This window comes from Lonsdalea quercina subsp. quercina (assembly GCF_000688655.1).
Classification (GTDB): Bacteria; Pseudomonadota; Gammaproteobacteria; order Enterobacterales; family Enterobacteriaceae; genus Lonsdalea; species Lonsdalea quercina.
Genome location: NZ_JIBO01000015.1, coordinates 98,777 through 114,475 on the forward strand (window position 1 = coordinate 98,777; position 15,699 = coordinate 114,475).

The following is a 15,699-nucleotide window of genomic DNA, read 5'->3' on the forward strand; positions in this document are numbered from 1 at the left end:
GTCTTCACGTGTGCCGGAGGGATCATCAGGAGAAAGAGATTCATGTTTAAGNCCATCACCATTCGTAAAGGTCAGTTGGGTTTGGTAAGCCAAGACGGCGATTACCTGCGGGTATTGGAAGCGGGTCGACACCGGCTTTCCCGTTGGTTCAACCGACAGAAAATCGACATTATTTCTTTGGATGGGGCTGAAGTGCTGGCGCCGCTGGACGACTATCTGCGCCAGTACCATCCGGAGTGGGTAAAACAGTATTGCCTGGACGTCGTGTTGCCGGAAGAGGCGATCGGGCTTCGCTACGATCACGATGTGTTGCAGGAAATCTTGCCGCCTGCCACGCGCCGACTTTACTGGCGTAAGGACGAGCATCAGCGCGTCGATCAGGTAAAAACCGACGACATCCGGGTGCCGGATGCGCTGGTGTCCGCCCTGTTGCAGCCGACGCTGCGTCAGCGACAGGTCATTGGGCATGCTGGCGTCTTGCTGGCGCAGGTTCCGGCCTGGCATTTGGGCCTTTTAAAAGTAGATGGCGCGGCGCAGGAACTGTTGCCGCCGGGCGTCAGCGGCTACTGGCGTTTTAATCACTGCGTGGAAGTGGAGCTGGTGGACACCCGCCAGCAGGCGCTGGAGGTGAGCGGGCAGGAGATTTTGACGCGCGATAAGGTCAATCTTCGGCTGAATCTGGTGGCCAACTGGCGCTACAGCGACATTTTGACGGCGTACGGTCAGTTAACGAAACCGGTGGATTCGCTTTACCGCGAACTGCAATTTGCGTTGCGTGAAGCCGTGGGCACTCGCACGCTGGATGAGCTGCTGGAAAACAAGCACACCATCGATGAACGGGTGAATGCCCTGGTCTGTGAAAAAATGGCCGGTTACGGCATCGACGTCGTTTCGCTGGGCGTGAAGGACATCGTGCTGCCGGGCGATATGAAAACCATTTTGTCTCAGGTAGTGGAAGCGGAAAAGGCGGCGCAGGCCAACGTGATACGACGCCGGGAAGAGACGTCGGCGACGCGTTCCCTGCTGAATACCGCCAAAGTGATGGAAAACAACCCGGTCGCCCTGCGGTTGAAAGAGCTGGAAACGCTGGAACGGGTGGCGGAACGCATTGATAAGATTTCCGTGTTCGGCGGATTGGATCAGGTGTTGAACGGATTGGTGAATTTAAAGGGCGCATAGCGTGCTGCGGGGCAGCGGCGATATGTCGAAAAGGAGAGCAGGGATATGACAGTAGTACCTCAGGGCGTTAGCGAAAAAATGAAACACCAAATCAAAGCGGCGCTGGACGAAGTGGAAAAGGAATTTGATGTCCGCATCCTGTACGCCTGCGAGTCCGGCAGCCGCGGCTGGGGATTCGCCTCGCCGGACAGTGATTATGATGTCCGATTCATCTACGTTCATCCGCCGGAGTGGTATCTGCGGGTTGAGCCGCAGCGTGATGTGATCGAACGTCCGCTGACGTCGGAGTTGGACGTGTGCGGTTGGGAATGGCGAAAGGCGTTGGCGCTATTGAACCGGGGCAACCCCACGCTGATCGAATGGCTGGACTCACCCGTGATCTACCGACAGGACGATGTCGCGACAGACCGGCTGCGCCAGTTAATCCCCGGCTGTTTTTCCGCGCTCAAGGCAAGTCATCATTACCTCTCCATTGCGCGTAAGAACTTTCGTACCTATTTGCAGGATGAGCGCGTGCGGCTGAAAAAGTACTTTTACGTCCTGCGCTCGCTGCTGGCGGTGCAGTGGATTGCCGAAGGGAAAGGGGCGCCGCCCATGCAGTTCGAGGTGTTGCTGAACGCGATGGTGACCGATCCGGCGTTGCTGGCGGAGGTTCGCGCGCTGTTGAAACTGAAATGCAGCGCGGTGGAAACGGATATGGTCGAGCGGCAACCGCATATCCATGCGTTTATCGCACGGTCGCTGGAGACCGCGATAGTCACATCGCAACCGGCAAAGGATGAACGCATCAATGCCGCGTTGGATCGCCTGCTGTTCGAAACCGTGATGACAGGCGTTTGACGTTGCGCGAGGCCCCGTAAGGCGGCCTCGCCTATTGCACTGATTTCAAAAATCTCCCCAAGGCGCTCGGCGTTTCTGACTACAATCATGCTGCGATCTTTGCCGGAATCAGATCTCTGGCGTTACACTCTCTATAACTTTTCATTCACACAACCTGGATTTCCCAATGACTAAACATTATGACTATCTCGCCATTGGCGGCGGCAGCGGCGGCATTGCCTCCATTAACCGTGCGGCCATGTACGGCAAGAAATGCGCGTTGATTGAAGCCAAATATCTGGGCGGGACCTGTGTGAACGTGGGCTGCGTACCGAAAAAGGTGATGTGGCATGCGGCGCAGATCGCCGAGGCTATCCATAACTACGGCCCTGACTATGGTTTTGACGTCACGGTTAACGGCTTCAACTGGGACACGCTGGTGAAAAACCGCAGTGCCTATATTGACCGTATTCATCACTCTTATGACAACGTGCTGGGTAAGAACCAGGTTGAGGTGATCCGTGGTTTTGCCCGATTTGTGGATGCGCACACGGTGGAAGTGAACGGCGAGGAGATCACCGCCGACCATATTCTGATCGCCACCGGCGGCCGTCCGACGTTGCCGGATGTGCCCGGTGCCGAATATGGCATTAACTCCGACGGGTTCTTTGAACTGGATGCGCTGCCGCGTCGCGTCGCCGTTGTCGGCGCAGGCTACATCGCCGTGGAAATCGCCGGCGTGCTGAACGCGCTGGGGGCGGAAACTCACCTGTTCGTACGTAAACATGCGCCGCTGCGCCAGTTCGACCCGCTGATTGTGGATACGCTGGTGGAAGTCATGAAGGCCGAAGGCCCGTCGCTGCACACGGAGTCGACGCCTAAAGCGGTGGTAAAAAATGCCGACGGCAGCCTGACGTTGCAGCTGGAAGACGGCAAATCGCAGACGGTGGACTGCCTGATTTGGGCCATTGGGCGTCAACCCGCCACCGATAACCTCAACCTTCAGGCGGCGGGCGTCGCGCTGGACGATCGCGGCTATGTGCAGGTCGATAAATTCCAGAACACCAACGTTTCCGGCATTTACGCCGTGGGCGACAACACCGGCGCGGTGGAGCTGACGCCGGTCGCGGTGGCGGCGGGGCGTCGTCTGTCGGAGCGCCTGTTCAACAACAAGCCGAACGAGCACTTGGACTACACCAACATTCCTACCGTGGTATTCAGCCACCCGCCTATCGGCACCGTCGGGTTGACTGAACCGCAGGCGCGCGAGAAGTACGGCGACGAGCAGGTCAATGTCTATCAATCTTCCTTCACCGCGATGTACACCGCCGTCACGCAGCACCGTCAGCCGTGCCGCATGAAATTGGTGTGTGTCGGTCCGGAAGAGAAAGTGGTGGGCGTTCACGGCATCGGTTTCGGCGTGGATGAAATGCTACAGGGCTTCGCCGTCGCGGTGAAAATGGGGGCCACCAAGCAAGATTTCGACAACACTGTCGCCATTCATCCGACCGGGGCGGAAGAGTTCGTCACCATGCGCTAACAAAACGCCGCGCGTCAGGCGCTGACGACGACTTCGTCATCATCAAAGCCGGGCTTCAGCGCCCGGCTTTTTGCCACCAAGACCGTGTAAAAATGCGGTTCTCGCCGTGTTGTGCAATGCTTTATCCCGTTTGGGATTTCAATGTTCGGGGAGAACGACGCGTCTGCCGATCACGCGCGTGATTGCCATGTCATCACTATCAGGGAGACCGGGATCTCATGCCCATGCTTTTTCTTTTCTACGTCGGCGGTAGCGCGCCAGGCGCCAATATCGAATTGCACGATGTTCAGTTTGCCGCGGTAAACCAACCGGAAGAGGCTTTCCCCCTCCTTAAGGCAGCCTGGTTCGGCGACAAAAAACAGATCCACGTCGACAGCTACACGCCGATTCCGTGGGCCAACGGCTATGACATCACGCTGAGCAAGACGCCCTCGACATCGACTCAGCGGCTCTGGTTCATCAATATGGGCGGCTACCTGCCGGGCGAGCCTGCGGAATTGCACCAGTTCGGCTTGTTTGTCGCCCCGACGGCGGATGAGGCGAAGATGCAGGCCAAAAAAGTCCTGTTGCAAGACACGTTCAAACAGCACAAAGACGACCTGCGGGATGTGGATGATTGCCTGCTGCTGCAACAGCTGAACGGATGGCATATCCATCTGACGCCCAACGCGCACGGCACCCCTGCCGCTCCGCTCTGGCAGGGGTATCTGCCGATTTAATACCCGATGCTGGCGCAGGCTAGAACGACTTGCGCAGGAGGGTTTTTTATCGTGGAGGATCTGCACATCTGCCTGTGCTATGACCCTCAAGGTGGGGCAGCGTTGATAGGGTGTGATGCGTTTGCGAAAAGCGGGATGATTCAGTTTTTTTTGAACTTAATCAGCCGGTTAACATGGCGGTAGAGCCGGGCTGCTCGGGCGGTGATGCGTATTATGTCTTCATGGAAAGGGAGCGGCGCAGACTGACACTGTCCACGCCGCCTGCGGCATGCTTAGTGGAACAGCGTAACCACGTTGCCGAGAATGATCCCCACAATGCCGAAGTCAGCGTCGCCGAAGGTGGTGGCCGCCAGGCCCAGCGAACCCATCAGCGGCAGCAGAATCGCGGGCAGGAAGGAGATCAGCAAACCTTGTACGAAGGCGCCGATCACCGCGCCGCGGCGTCCGCCCGTGATGTTGCCGTAAATTCCGGCGGTCGCGCCGCAGAAGAAGTGCGGGACCAGCCCGGGGACGATCACGCTCAGGCCGAACAGCGGGCAGAGGAACATGCTGATCAGACCGGCCAGGAAGCTACACAGGAAACCGATAATTACGGCGTTCGGCGCGAACGGGAACACGGTCGGGCAGTCCAGCGCGGGCTTGGCGTCTTTCACCAGTTTGTCCGCAATGCCCTTAAACGCGGGCACGATTTCCGCAATCACCATCCGCACCCCGGCCAGAATGACGTAGACCCCGGCGGCGAAGGTGATGGACTGAATAATGGCGAAGATCAGGTAATTCTGTCCGCCGCTCACCTGGCTTTCGGTGTACGCCTTGCCCGCAAACAGCGTCAGCACAATGAACAGAATCATCATGGTCAGCGAAATCGCTACCGAAGAGTCGCGCAGGAAGTTCAGGGTTTTCGGCACCTTCAGCTCTTCCGTGGACGGGCTGCCTTTTCCGACGACCTTACCCACCAGCGCGGCCAGCAGATAACCGGCGGAGCCGAAGTGGCCGATAGCCAAATCATCCGACTGGGTGATTTTTCGGGTAAAGGGCTGCAAGATGGCCGGGCTGATAACCATCAGCGCGCCGAGAATCAAAGCGCCTGTGGCGATCAGGCTGATGCCGCGCATCCCGCCGGTGGACAGAATCACCGCCAGCATCGCCGCCATATACAGCGTGTGGTGGCCGGTCAGGAAGATATATTTCAGCGGCGTAATCCGCGCCAGAATAATGTTCACGATCATGCCGAAGACCATGATCATGGCGGTTTCCGTGCCGAAATTGGCCTGCGCCAGCGCCGCCNCCACGTCGTTGTTGGGGACGACGCCGTGCATATTAAAGGAGTGCGTGAACAGCTGACTGAACACCGTCAGCGTGGAGGCAATGACATTGGCCCCGGCGATGAGAATCAAAAATCCCATGATGGTTTTCAGCGTGCCGGAAACCACCTCAGAGAACGGTTTCTTTTGCAGCATCAGCCCCAACAGGGAAAACAGCCCTACCAGGATAGCGGGCGTACCCAGCACATCCTTCATAATAAACTGCAACATAAGCGACTCCGTTAGCGCGACTGGGCGCGCCGTTACAGGTTGGCAGCCAGAATTTCTCTGATCTGGTTGTTATCCAACAGGTTGGTCAGGCCGAATATTTGGGCGTCGGAGCCTTGTATCTGTTCCACGATGTCCTTGGCGCCCAGAATGATATCCGGGTGTTCCGACTTGGCGGAGGTCAGATCGGTATGGCTCACTTCTGCTTCCTTACCCATTTCCGCCAGAAGNTTTTTGACGTTCATTTCGACAATAAAGCTGCTGCCTAGCCCGTTGCCGCACACAATAAGGATCTTTTTCATCACAAGCCTCGTCTCAATAGTTTTCGATAACCGCCTGAATAGCGGGAAGGGAAGAGGCGGTCAGCAGCTGTTGCAGACTTTCTTCGTCGCTGAACAGCGCCGCCAGCTCGGTAATCATCCTGATGTGTTCGTCTCCAGATAAGGCGCACAGCATGATCACGACCGTCACCGGATCGTTTTCCGCCGATTCGAAATTCACCCCCTTGCGGATACACAGCAAGGACAGCCCGTTCTTGCGGGCGCCCTGCTCGGGCCGCGCGTGGGGCAGCGCCAGTCCGGGCGCGATCACATAGTAGGGGCCTGACGTCTGATGGGTCGCGACAATCGCCTCGATATAGTCCTGAGTGATCGCGTCGTCGGCCAGCAGCGGTTCCGCCGCCAGCATGAGAGCCTCCTGCCAGTGGGAAACACGGTCCACGATGTGAATGGTCTTGGGCGTCAGCCATGTAGCGAGCATGTCTACCTCTTGACTCTGGGAAGGGGTGACTCAATGTAGGTGAAATATCGACCACCTTTCTGTGATAGGTTTCGCAAAGTTAGCGCTAACATTGTGGGGAAGAGGCGAATAATGCGCGTAGTGAGACGTCGCTGACGAATGTGACGACCAGGCCGGTTATCTCGCCCGTAGCGGTGTTACCCTAAGACCGAGCGCATCGGATTGAGGGGGCATTTCGGTTCCCAAGGGCGGCGAAGCGGCAACGACGGCGGACGAGAAAAGGGAGGCGGTAAGGATGAGAGAAAAGCGGCGNCGTAACACCGGGAAGAGCACGCTGGCCGATGTCGCCCGGCGGGTGGGCGTCAGCGCGATGACGGCGTCCCGGGCGCTGCGGATGCCGGAGAAAGTCTCGCCCGTGCTGCGCGAGAAAATCGCGACGGCGATCGCGGAGTTGGATTACGTGCCTAATCTGGCGGCGAGCGCGCTGGCTTCCGCCACGTCGCGACTGATCCTCATGGTGGTGCCCTCGTTCGCTACGCCAGGATGCGCGCAGGTGTCGGAAGCACTGCAAGCGGTCCTGAAAGAAGCGGAGTACAGCATGATGCTGGTCGAGGCGAACCACTCCGCCAGCGGCGAACGACAGCTCATCGAACGCCTGCTCGCTTACCATCCTGCCGCGATGGTGCATTTCAACTTTGACAGCACGGACGAAGGACGCCGACTGCTGATCAATGCCGGACTGCCGGTGATGCAGGTGGGAGCACTCCCTGCGCAGCCGCTGAATGTCGGCGTGGGCGTCGACTATGCAGAGGCGGTGGCGGCGCTGGCGCATCAACTGTCGCAGAGCGGCTACCGGCATCTGGGATTGTTGTGCAGCCAGACCAGCCCGACGATCCTCAAACAAATCATGCACGGCTGGCACAGCGCGATGCTGGCCGTCAATCATTCGCCGCATCGGGTTATCGCCGCCACGGAGCCGCCGACGTTCGCCACCGGTCATCAGCGGCTGCCGGAAATCCGCATGACCTGGCCGGAGCTGGACGCGCTGATCTGTACCACGGACGAAGTCGCCTGCGGAGTGATCATGGCCTGCCATGCGGAAGGGGTGGATGTGCCCAGCCAGCTGGCGGNGGCCAGCATCGGCGGCGGCGACCTTTCCGCCGTGTGCTCGCCGCCGCTCACCACGGTCGCGCTGCCGTATCGACAGATGGGCCGGTTGGCGGGTGAACAGCTGCTGGCGGCGTTGGCGGGGGAGGAGGTTGAGGCGAGGCAGCCGCTTCCGGCCTCGTTGGTGGTACGGGCCAGCACCCGCCAACGCTAGACGATGCGCTGTCTGGCATTGGCGGGCCGGGCGTCGATTAAGCGACGTTGAACTCGCCGCTGGCAATCAGAAAGTCGATCAGCGCGGTCAGTTTTTTCACATCGTCGAGCGCGATGTTATGGAACAGGGCGATACGCAGCTGGTTGCGTCCCAGCGCCCGATACCCCTCAATGCCATGCACCAGCCCTTGCTCGTCCAGATAGCGGGTCAGCTTATCGACGGAGACGGCGTCCGCCACGTCGATCGCCGCGACGGTGGTGGAGCGGAAAGCAGGATCTTCCACGTAAGGCGTCAGATAGTCTCTGTCGGTGGCCCACTGATACAGATGCTCCGCCTTGGCGGCGGCCTGACGCTGGACTTCGGCAAACCCGAGCGCGTTCATCCGCTTCAGCTGTTCGGCGAACAGAAATAACGTAACGGTCGCCGGCGTGTTGTAGGTCTGCTGCTGTTCGCTGTTGTTGAGCGCGATCTGCCAGTCGGCGAAGACGGGAATGTAGCGCGTCTTGTCGGNGGCAATTTCCGCGATCCGCGCTCTCGCTTTTGGCGACAGGATGGCGACGAACAGGCCGCCTTCGCTGGCGAAGACCTTCTGCGGGGAGAACAGGAACACGTCGACGCGCGACAGGTCGCAGGCGATCTGACCGGCGCCGCTGGTCGCATCCACGGCCAATAGACAATCATCACCCACTTCGGGCAGCGTGGTGTTCATCACGCCGGTGGAGGTCTCATTCAGCGTACAGGTCACGACGTCGGCGTCAGCGGTGCTGAACTCGTGGTGTCCTTGCCCGTAAGGCACCTCCAGGCTGGCCGCCTCAATCCACGGAATGCGCTTGGACGCTTTAAACCATTTCCCTGAGAACTCACCGCAGACGTGGNGAACGATTCGCTGCTTCACCATTCCCAGCCCGACCATATCGAACAGTAGCGTTGCGCCGCCGTTGCCCAGCACGATGCTGTAGTCGTCCGGGACGGACAGCAGGGAACGCAGTCCTTCCTGAATGTCGCCGCACAGTGCGCGAACCGGCGCTTTACGGTGGCTGGTGCCGAGCAGGTGGGGACCCTTGTCCATCAGGCGCGTTAAATCATCAAGGTGAATGAGCGAAGGGCCGCAGCCGAAGCGAGGATCGGCGGGGATAAGGGCCTCCGGAATGGTGAGCGTCATGCGTATCTCCTTAGGGAATGAGCTAATTTTTCTTTTAAATGAAGATACGCAGGATGGGCGTAAAGCGATACGGAAATTTTATCGCGGCGCAGCGGAGTCGGACGTATCCGGCTAGATTTGTGTCAAGGGGCGAGATAACCTTATCGAAACGTATTCCGTCGTGAAACCGGTACCTATTTGCGGAGACGCTGAGCGTCCATCTTATTGCTTCGCGCAGAATGCGTCTTTCTGCGCTCAGGCCTTCTCCCCGCAAGAATCGCGGCGTTTCGCTGCGCTGCCGGGTTATCGGCCAGCCATTTTCCCGCCGGGATACGCAGGCATCTAATCGGAGAATAGAAAATATGCACCAGTATGCATTGGTGGGTGACGTGGGTGGAACAAACGCCCGCCTGGCGCTTTGTCAGTTGGATGACGGGGCGATTTCGCGCAGCAAACAGTATTCGGTCAACGACTTTCCGAGCCTGGAAGCGGTGATCAACGATTTTCTGTCGGAGCATAGCGAACTCACGGTCAAAAGCGGCTGTATCGCCATTGCCTGTCCGGTCGTCGACGACTGGGTGGAGATGACCAATCATGACTGGGCCTTTTCGATAGTCAAACTGCAACAGCAGCTAGGGTTCGACCGTCTGGATGTCATCAATGATTTCACGGCGGTCAGCATGGCGATCCCGGTGCTGCGGGAAGAGGACGTGATCCAACTCGGCGGCGGTAGCGCCGAAGCGGGCAAACCCGTGGCGGTGTACGGTGCGGGAACGGGACTGGGCGTGGCTCACCTCTTGCCGGTCGCAGGTCGGTGGATTAGCCTCCCCGGCGAAGGCGGCCATGTGGACTTCGCCCCGAACAGCGAAGAAGAAGATGCCATTCTGTCCGTGCTGCGCCATGACATCGGTCACGTGTCGGCGGAACGGGTGCTTTCCGGTCCGGGTCTGGTCAATATCTACCGCGCGGNGGTGAAGTCCGACGGCCGTACGCCGGAGGAACTGAGTCCGAAGGCGGTGTCGGAGCGGGCGCTGGCGGACGACTGTCTGGATTGTCGTCGTGCGCTGTCGCTGTTTTGCGTGATGCTGGGGCGCTTCGGCGGCAATCTGGCGCTGACGATGGGGACGTTCGGCGGCGTCTATATTGCGGGGGGAATAGTGCCTCGCTTTATGGAGTTCTTCCGCCACTCCGGCTTCCGGGCGGCCTTCGAAGACAAGGGGCGCTTCAAAGACTATCTTGCGCCGATCCCGGTCTTCATGATCTCCCATAAACAGCCCGGCCTGCTGGGTGCCGGCGCCTATCTGCGTCAGCAGTTGGGCTACACCCTCTGAAGCTTGCTGGCCGCGATATCGGGGTCGCCCAACGTGCGGAAAGTTTCCGCCAAACGGGCGATGCCCGGCGCGATCTGCACCTCATCGATAGCGTGAAAGCCTAACCGGAAAAAGTTGTCTGGCGCATTGGAACCCAAAAAATGTGCCTGTCCCGGTTCAATCAACACCCCCCTATGCGCAGCCCGCCACGCCAGCTGATGCGTATCGACACCCTCCGGCGCCTGTAGCCAAAACGCGTTGGCATGTTCGCTCCCGTCCATTCGACGACAGGCGGGCAAGTCATGCTCCAGCGCTTCGTTCAACCTGTGCCACCGGCGCGCGGAGTCTTCGCGATAGCGGTGCAGATAGGCCTCGTAATAGCCCTGCGCCAGAAAATGGGCCATCTGATGTTGAATGTTGGTCGGCGGATGACGGTAGGACAGGCGACGCAGCGCCCGCAGCTCGTCAATCAGCTCCGCGGGAGCCACCAGATACCCCAGCCGTAGACCGGGCGATAGCGACTTGGACAAACTGCTGACGTAAATCACCCGGTTATGCACATCGCTGGCCTTCAGCGCGGCGCGCGGCTGCGGGTCAAGGTTGGTTTCCGAGTCGTAATCATCTTCGATAATGATCCGATCGTGCAGTCGCGCATACTCCAGCAGCCTGGTACGGCGCGCGTTGCTCATCCGAATGCCGGTGGGCGCCTGATGGCTGGGCGTGACGTAAAAGTAGTCGCAGCCGTCAGAGGCGGCGTTCAATTGCAGGCCTTCGTGGTCCAGGCTATGCGGCACGATCTGCGCGCCCTGGAGCGCAAAGGTGTTCACCGCTTCGCGAAAAACAGGATTCTCCACCGCCACACGCGTGCGGTGGTTAAACAGCAGCTGCGACAGCAGCGAAAGCGCGTTTTGCGAGCCGAGGGTGATCAGGATTTCATCGGCTTGGGCGATGATGCCGCGCTTGGGCAAAATCCGCTGTCGAACCTGTTCAATCAGCAGCGGCACGTCCTGATCGATATGGTCGTACAGCCAGCGATGGTCGCGGTGCAGGCCGGTGATGCGACGGGTGGTTTCACGCCACTGTTCGAGCGGAAAAAGTTGGGTATTCGGCTGGCCGTAGATAAACGGGAAGGGGTAGTCCATCCAGAGCGCCGGTTTCATGATGGCGAAAAAACCGCTTGGGCTGACGTTGAGCCGTTTGCTCCAGTCAGGCGACTGCTGTATTTCGTCAGGGGGCGTCTGTTGGCGGCGGATCTCGGCGAGCGTCTCGGGCTGGTGATAGTCCGGATGCAGAAAATAGCCGCTACGGGGGCGGCTGACCAGATAGCCGTCGTTCAGCAGGCTTTCATACACCAGCGCCACGGTGTTGCGCGAAATGGCGAGCTGGTTCGATAGCTTCCGACAAGACGGCAACGCCTCTTCAACTGGGAATACGCCCGTGAGAATGGCGTCTATCAGCTTTTCGCGCAGCTGCTCTTGCAGGCTCCGGCTGGCGACAAAATCGATATGCAGACAGCGATCGATCATCCTGTGGTCCTCATGGGTCTGAACGGCCTTAGAATGAAAGTAGCAATATCCATACCGACTCGCTCGCCGCGGCGGAGCCTGCCCGGAATTAATCGATCACGACACGTCCGTGCAGCGGCTGAGGCGGACGATTATTGTGATGATGCATGACGGCGCTAAAGCGTTGGATCTGCTGTTCGGAGACGGTTTGCGGATGTTTTAGCACCATCCAGCGCACGCCTTCGGTGCAGGGCGGGGTGGTCAGCGAGCCGCTATAGCGGTAGTAGCTCAGATTCTGCGGAAGCAGCTTACGCAGCTGAATATGGGCGGTCAGGGCGTTTTCGTGAGCCACCTCGGTCGGCATCTGCTGCCAGATTTTGTCCAGCTCCGGGTTGGGTGCGCCTAAGCGATACATGACGGCGACGACAACCGCTTCGCCCTGAGCGTTGGTATGCACGAAGTGCCCTTCAAACGGAAAGGCTTTCCCATCAATTTGATTTTCACTTGGTGAGTGAAAATGAAACTGTTGCAGGGTAAAGGCTTCGCCGTCGACCGTTAAGGTGTCGCCTTTTTTATCTTCGACTTCGATCGTATGGCCGTTATTAATCACGCGCAGGCTGTCTTCCGGACTGAAATGCAGCTGCAACGGCTTCTGATGCGTATGCTGAACGCTGGTGATATTAATGGGCGATTGATACATACCGTCGCCGCAGGTATGGAAATCAGCGCCCCAATGAGCCGGATCGTGTTCCCCTTCGTAAGACCAATGAGCATGCTCTGCGCTCAATACCGGTGATGAACAGGCCAGAAATAAGCTGGCTGTAAATAATGGGATATATTTCATTAACAACTTTAACCTTATCATAAACTTATGGGGCTAAATTATACTGCGTTGTTAATCATGGGGTTAGTGATAAATCCTTATTATTTGTATGCCCTTAAGCCAAGGGGTAAACCGCTTGAGGCAACGGGATAATGGGGACGGTAGATTTGTTCCGAGTGTGCTCTATATCCGGTAATAGTTTTGGCCGTGCTTATAGCTCTCTGGCTGTAGATCTTTATACGGACCACATTGCAAAGAGGAAATCGAGAAAGTGGCCCTAATAAGAATAGGCTGCATCAGAAAAATTATTACGATATTTAATATTACGCTCCGTGACTGAACATAATGGTTATTTCGATGGCCTATATGTTTGTTTTTATCTGAGTGCTCATAGAAATATACGCGATCTTAAGGGCCGCTAAGTGCCAGGAGCGGACGATGCTGACGTCGTTCTGTGTTAATTTAGGGTAGCAGTTCATACCCTCACAAAGGGATCTAAAAACTGGCTCATACCAAGAAAATGAGCCAGTTGAGATGATTACTTCAGTGCAGCGTTTATAGCATTTATGAGATTCGTGCAGCCTTGGATCTCATTAGCAGATAGGTCAGTGATCGAATGATTTCGAGACCATCTCAAGAAAGCCTTAGCTAATTTATACTTGGAAAAATCCTTTCCAATTTCATTTTGAAATAAATTAATAATAGGCTTACCCTCAGCACTTGCCACCGCTGTGGTTAAGTCCCAGTTTAGTTCCGACTTTGCTATATCTATTAATGTATCTCTGAGGAGATCTTCGATTTCTGCCTTTTCAATTTTAGGAACTGTAAAATCTGATGTTCGAAGGATTCTTTTATTGCTAAGGCGATGGACCAGAATTTCCTGATTTGCTGCTTGATCACCAGCATTATCTGAGTCAAGTAATGCTGCGACCTTTAAGTTGTGTGAAGTAAGAATTGTCGCGAAGTAAACGACTTTGCTTGCTGTGTTGGCTGGTACAAGCGCGATCTTTTCGTGCAGGAATGTTTTTCCTCCATCCTTAAGTAGGCCGGATATGGCTTCGACATACCAATAATCTGTCAAACCTTCTAAAATCAAATTACGCTGGTTTGCAAATAGACTCTGAGCTAAATCATACCCAAGCGCTTCCTGTAACGGTAAAAGTGCTGCAGGATCACTGGAGGACACAGTTGTGTGTACTTTCGTACCAACAGTCCTATCAGTCAGTTCAACAACTCTAACAATATCGAGTTCATCCGGGCCAACTAGAAATGGTGAATGAGTTGAGTACAAGGTCTGATTTTTATCGGCAAGTAATGAGATAGTTTTTCTAAACTCTCTTTGCTTCAGGGCATGGAGGCTAACTCCTGGCTCATCTAATAGGAGTATCGTATTCTTATGTTTACCTTTTGCCTCAGCAAAGAAAACTATGAAGAACGATACTAGCCACTGAAAACCCTCGGAGCGCTGGTCGAGTTCAACCTCAACGCCTATATTGTCTTCGACAACTACTTTAAGATATTGTCCGTCGGCAGTCAGCTTGAGCCTGCTTGCCTCTGCTTTGTTATCATCAGGATTCCATACTCTGATTACTTGCTGGGTTAATTCAACACTGGCTGCATTGAGCTCATAGCTACGCTGGTCCAGCCTTTCTCTGAAAACTTCAAGATCTGTCGAAGTGTGGCTTNGATCGGTTGCTTTTCCGAGTTCAGAAAGTTCCTGTGCAGTAAAACCAAGCAATCTGAGCAGACAACTGTTGCCGTAATCATATGCATCATCATCGAGACTATTAGATTCGAGCCGTTTAGCGAGATTTCCTAAATGGATGATAGGCTTCACTCGGAAGTAATTGCTGTAAAGTACAAATACAGGTTTATTCTGGTCTAAATATTCAAGAAAACTGCGGATGCCAATTGATAAATTCAGTTTTGACTCAATCATTTCCCAACGTTTTAATTCTTTTTCATCTTCTTCATCAATAAATGGAAGCTTTTCCTCCAGCCACTTCTTTAAAATCTCAGAGTCAGCGTTTAAATATTTATCCTGTGCCCAGCCATTCGTTATTTTACTAAGACTTTCTGAATGCGGCTTTGCTTCACCCGTAGCACTCGATCTATCTAAATGAGCAGTTAGCCTTATTAGGTCATTTTTTATATCATTATAAGTTGGAGATTCGAAACCTATTAAACTATGACTGGCATTATTGTTTAAATACCGAGTAAAAGTGTAACTGATTGAACTGCCTTTGATTTGATCTGGTGCATGCTCTAAATCAAAGTCTTCAAGGTCAAAGACTGCGGTGACGACTTTCACCTTATTCGGATCTAGATCCCCTCGGCTGATTTTTGTATATTGAGCTCTCGGGTAGTCGCGTAGGGGTTTGAATTTTTTTGTACCTACTGGTGGATTAATTTGTTGTATCGCTTGAAGAATTGCTGTTTTACCTGCTTCATTTGGGCCAACTAGAATTGTTTTAAGCCTTTCAATATCAAACTCACCGGTATCTAGGATGCTCCGATAGTTTTGCACTCGAACTTTACTTAAACGCATAGCCAATCCTTTTGAAGTGTGTGTATTAATTCTTACAGTAAAATCTTGCTTTACCCGTAATAATAAAATAAGCAGCTGAGAATTTGTCTTAATATGACGGATTAAACTGTTCAACACTGAATAGCTGCGCTTAATACCGCTAAACCTGCCGTTTACTGATAGGTGGAATGTTGCGTATGGGCAACACATTTCAAGCCCTATGCAGCACGGTCAGGCAGAGGAAACAACGCTGATACCTTGCCCTGTAAGGGGTGGCCGAAAGTGGAGCACTATTCCGCGCAGCTATCTAGTCGCTATGACTTATAGTAATTGTAATGGACAATTCAAGCTGTTGAAACCGCAGAATCGCTTTAGCTTCGATATTTTTTTAATGAGTTGATATGAATATCAATCATATGTGTCAAGGTCCGCTCCTCGCTCATAGCCGCCTGTTAATGCGGGACTGAGCGGCTGAGTACTATAAACGGTCGTTGCTTACATCATAGATGATATTATCTCGGACGTCAGTTCACTAGTTAACATTA

At 55.2% G+C, this 15,699-nt stretch carries 13 protein-coding genes; 6 read left to right on the forward strand and 7 right to left on the reverse strand.

The features are described from left to right. Nucleotides 1-42: 42 nt before the first annotated feature. The 4 genes from RZ35_RS13710 (at nt 43) to RZ35_RS13725 (ending at nt 4,257) form a co-directional block, all read left to right on the forward strand. Entirely contained in the window at nt 43-1,179 is a 1,137-nt protein-coding gene (locus RZ35_RS13710) for a slipin family protein (protein WP_026743827.1), read from the forward strand. 45 nt (nt 1,180-1,224) lie between these two features. Beyond that, nucleotides 1,225-2,019: a nucleotidyltransferase domain-containing protein gene (locus tag RZ35_RS13715; RefSeq protein ID WP_026743828.1), complete on the forward strand. Its 795-nt coding sequence runs from the start codon at nt 1,225-1,227 to the stop codon at nt 2,017-2,019. A 166-nt stretch (nt 2,020-2,185) separates the two neighbouring features. Further along, the gene (gorA, locus tag RZ35_RS13720; protein WP_026743829.1) at nt 2,186-3,538 is read left to right on the forward strand and encodes a glutathione-disulfide reductase; all 1,353 of its coding nucleotides are present in this window, start codon (nt 2,186-2,188) and stop codon (nt 3,536-3,538) included. Nucleotides 3,539-3,756: 218 nt separating this feature from the next. After that, nucleotides 3,757-4,257 (forward strand): DUF1543 domain-containing protein, encoded by a 501-nt coding sequence (locus RZ35_RS13725; protein WP_026743830.1) that lies wholly within the window; start codon nt 3,757-3,759, stop codon nt 4,255-4,257. A 272-nt stretch (nt 4,258-4,529) separates the two neighbouring features. Here the strand turns inward: RZ35_RS13725 and RZ35_RS13730 are convergent, their stop codons facing one another. From RZ35_RS13730 to RZ35_RS13740, 3 genes are all read right to left on the reverse strand, one after another. After that, nucleotides 4,530-5,792: a PTS ascorbate transporter subunit IIC gene (locus RZ35_RS13730; protein WP_026743831.1), complete on the reverse strand. Its 1,263-nt coding sequence runs from the start codon at nt 5,790-5,792 to the stop codon at nt 4,530-4,532. 32 nt (nt 5,793-5,824) lie between these two features. Then, the gene (locus RZ35_RS13735; RefSeq protein ID WP_026743832.1) at nt 5,825-6,091 is read right to left on the reverse strand and encodes a PTS sugar transporter subunit IIB; all 267 of its coding nucleotides are present in this window, start codon (nt 6,089-6,091) and stop codon (nt 5,825-5,827) included. Between the two features lie 13 nt (nt 6,092-6,104). After that, a complete protein-coding gene (locus tag RZ35_RS13740) occupies nt 6,105-6,548 on the reverse strand; it encodes a PTS sugar transporter subunit IIA (RefSeq protein WP_026743833.1) in 444 nt (147 codons plus the stop codon). A gap of 274 nt (nt 6,549-6,822) precedes the next feature. Between RZ35_RS13740 and RZ35_RS13745 the strand changes: the two genes are divergently transcribed. Beyond that, a complete protein-coding gene (locus tag RZ35_RS13745) occupies nt 6,823-7,848 on the forward strand; it encodes a LacI family DNA-binding transcriptional regulator (protein WP_026743834.1) in 1,026 nt (341 codons plus the stop codon). A 37-nt stretch (nt 7,849-7,885) separates the two neighbouring features. On the opposite strand, the gene RZ35_RS13750 is transcribed toward RZ35_RS13745, so the two are convergent. Next, entirely contained in the window at nt 7,886-9,010 is a 1,125-nt protein-coding gene (locus RZ35_RS13750; RefSeq protein ID WP_026743835.1) for an aminotransferase class V-fold PLP-dependent enzyme, read from the reverse strand. A 341-nt stretch (nt 9,011-9,351) separates the two neighbouring features. On the opposite strand from RZ35_RS13750, the gene glk reads away from it, so the two are divergent. Further along, complete coding sequence (gene glk, locus RZ35_RS13755; RefSeq protein WP_026743836.1) at nt 9,352-10,320, forward strand: glucokinase; 969 nt, start codon at nt 9,352-9,354, stop codon at nt 10,318-10,320. On the opposite strand, the gene pdxR is transcribed toward glk, so the two are convergent. The 3 genes from pdxR to RZ35_RS13770 form a co-directional block, all read right to left on the reverse strand. Then, nucleotides 10,308-11,825: a MocR-like pyridoxine biosynthesis transcription factor PdxR gene (gene pdxR / locus RZ35_RS13760; protein WP_051625579.1), complete on the reverse strand. Its 1,518-nt coding sequence runs from the start codon at nt 11,823-11,825 to the stop codon at nt 10,308-10,310. The genes glk and pdxR overlap by 13 nt on opposite strands. An 88-nt stretch (nt 11,826-11,913) precedes the next feature. Then, nucleotides 11,914-12,648, reverse strand: a complete 735-nt coding sequence (locus tag RZ35_RS13765) for a carbonic anhydrase (protein WP_026743837.1) — start codon at nt 12,646-12,648, stop codon at nt 11,914-11,916. 517 nt (nt 12,649-13,165) lie between these two features. After that, on the reverse strand, nt 13,166-15,364 hold the full coding sequence (locus RZ35_RS13770; protein WP_455709714.1) for an AAA family ATPase: 2,199 nt from the start codon (nt 15,362-15,364) through the stop codon (nt 13,166-13,168). Nucleotides 15,365-15,699: the final 335 nt, after the last annotated feature.

Coding starts and splice junctions, on each gene's coding strand:
- RZ35_RS13715 (WP_026743828.1), top strand. CDS start 1,225: ATGACAGTAGTACCTCAGGGCGTTAGCGAAAAAATGAAACACCAAATC.
- gorA (WP_026743829.1), top strand. CDS start 2,186: ATGACTAAACATTATGACTATCTCGCCATTGGCGGCGGCAGCGGCGGC.
- RZ35_RS13725 (WP_026743830.1), top strand. CDS start 3,757: ATGCCCATGCTTTTTCTTTTCTACGTCGGCGGTAGCGCGCCAGGCGCC.
- RZ35_RS13740 (WP_026743833.1), bottom strand. CDS start 6,548: ATGCTCGCTACATGGCTGACGCCCAAGACCATTCACATCGTGGACCGT.
- pdxR (WP_051625579.1), bottom strand. CDS start 11,825: ATGATCGATCGCTGTCTGCATATCGATTTTGTCGCCAGCCGGAGCCTG.
- RZ35_RS13765 (WP_026743837.1), bottom strand. CDS start 12,648: ATGAAATATATCCCATTATTTACAGCCAGCTTATTTCTGGCCTGTTCA.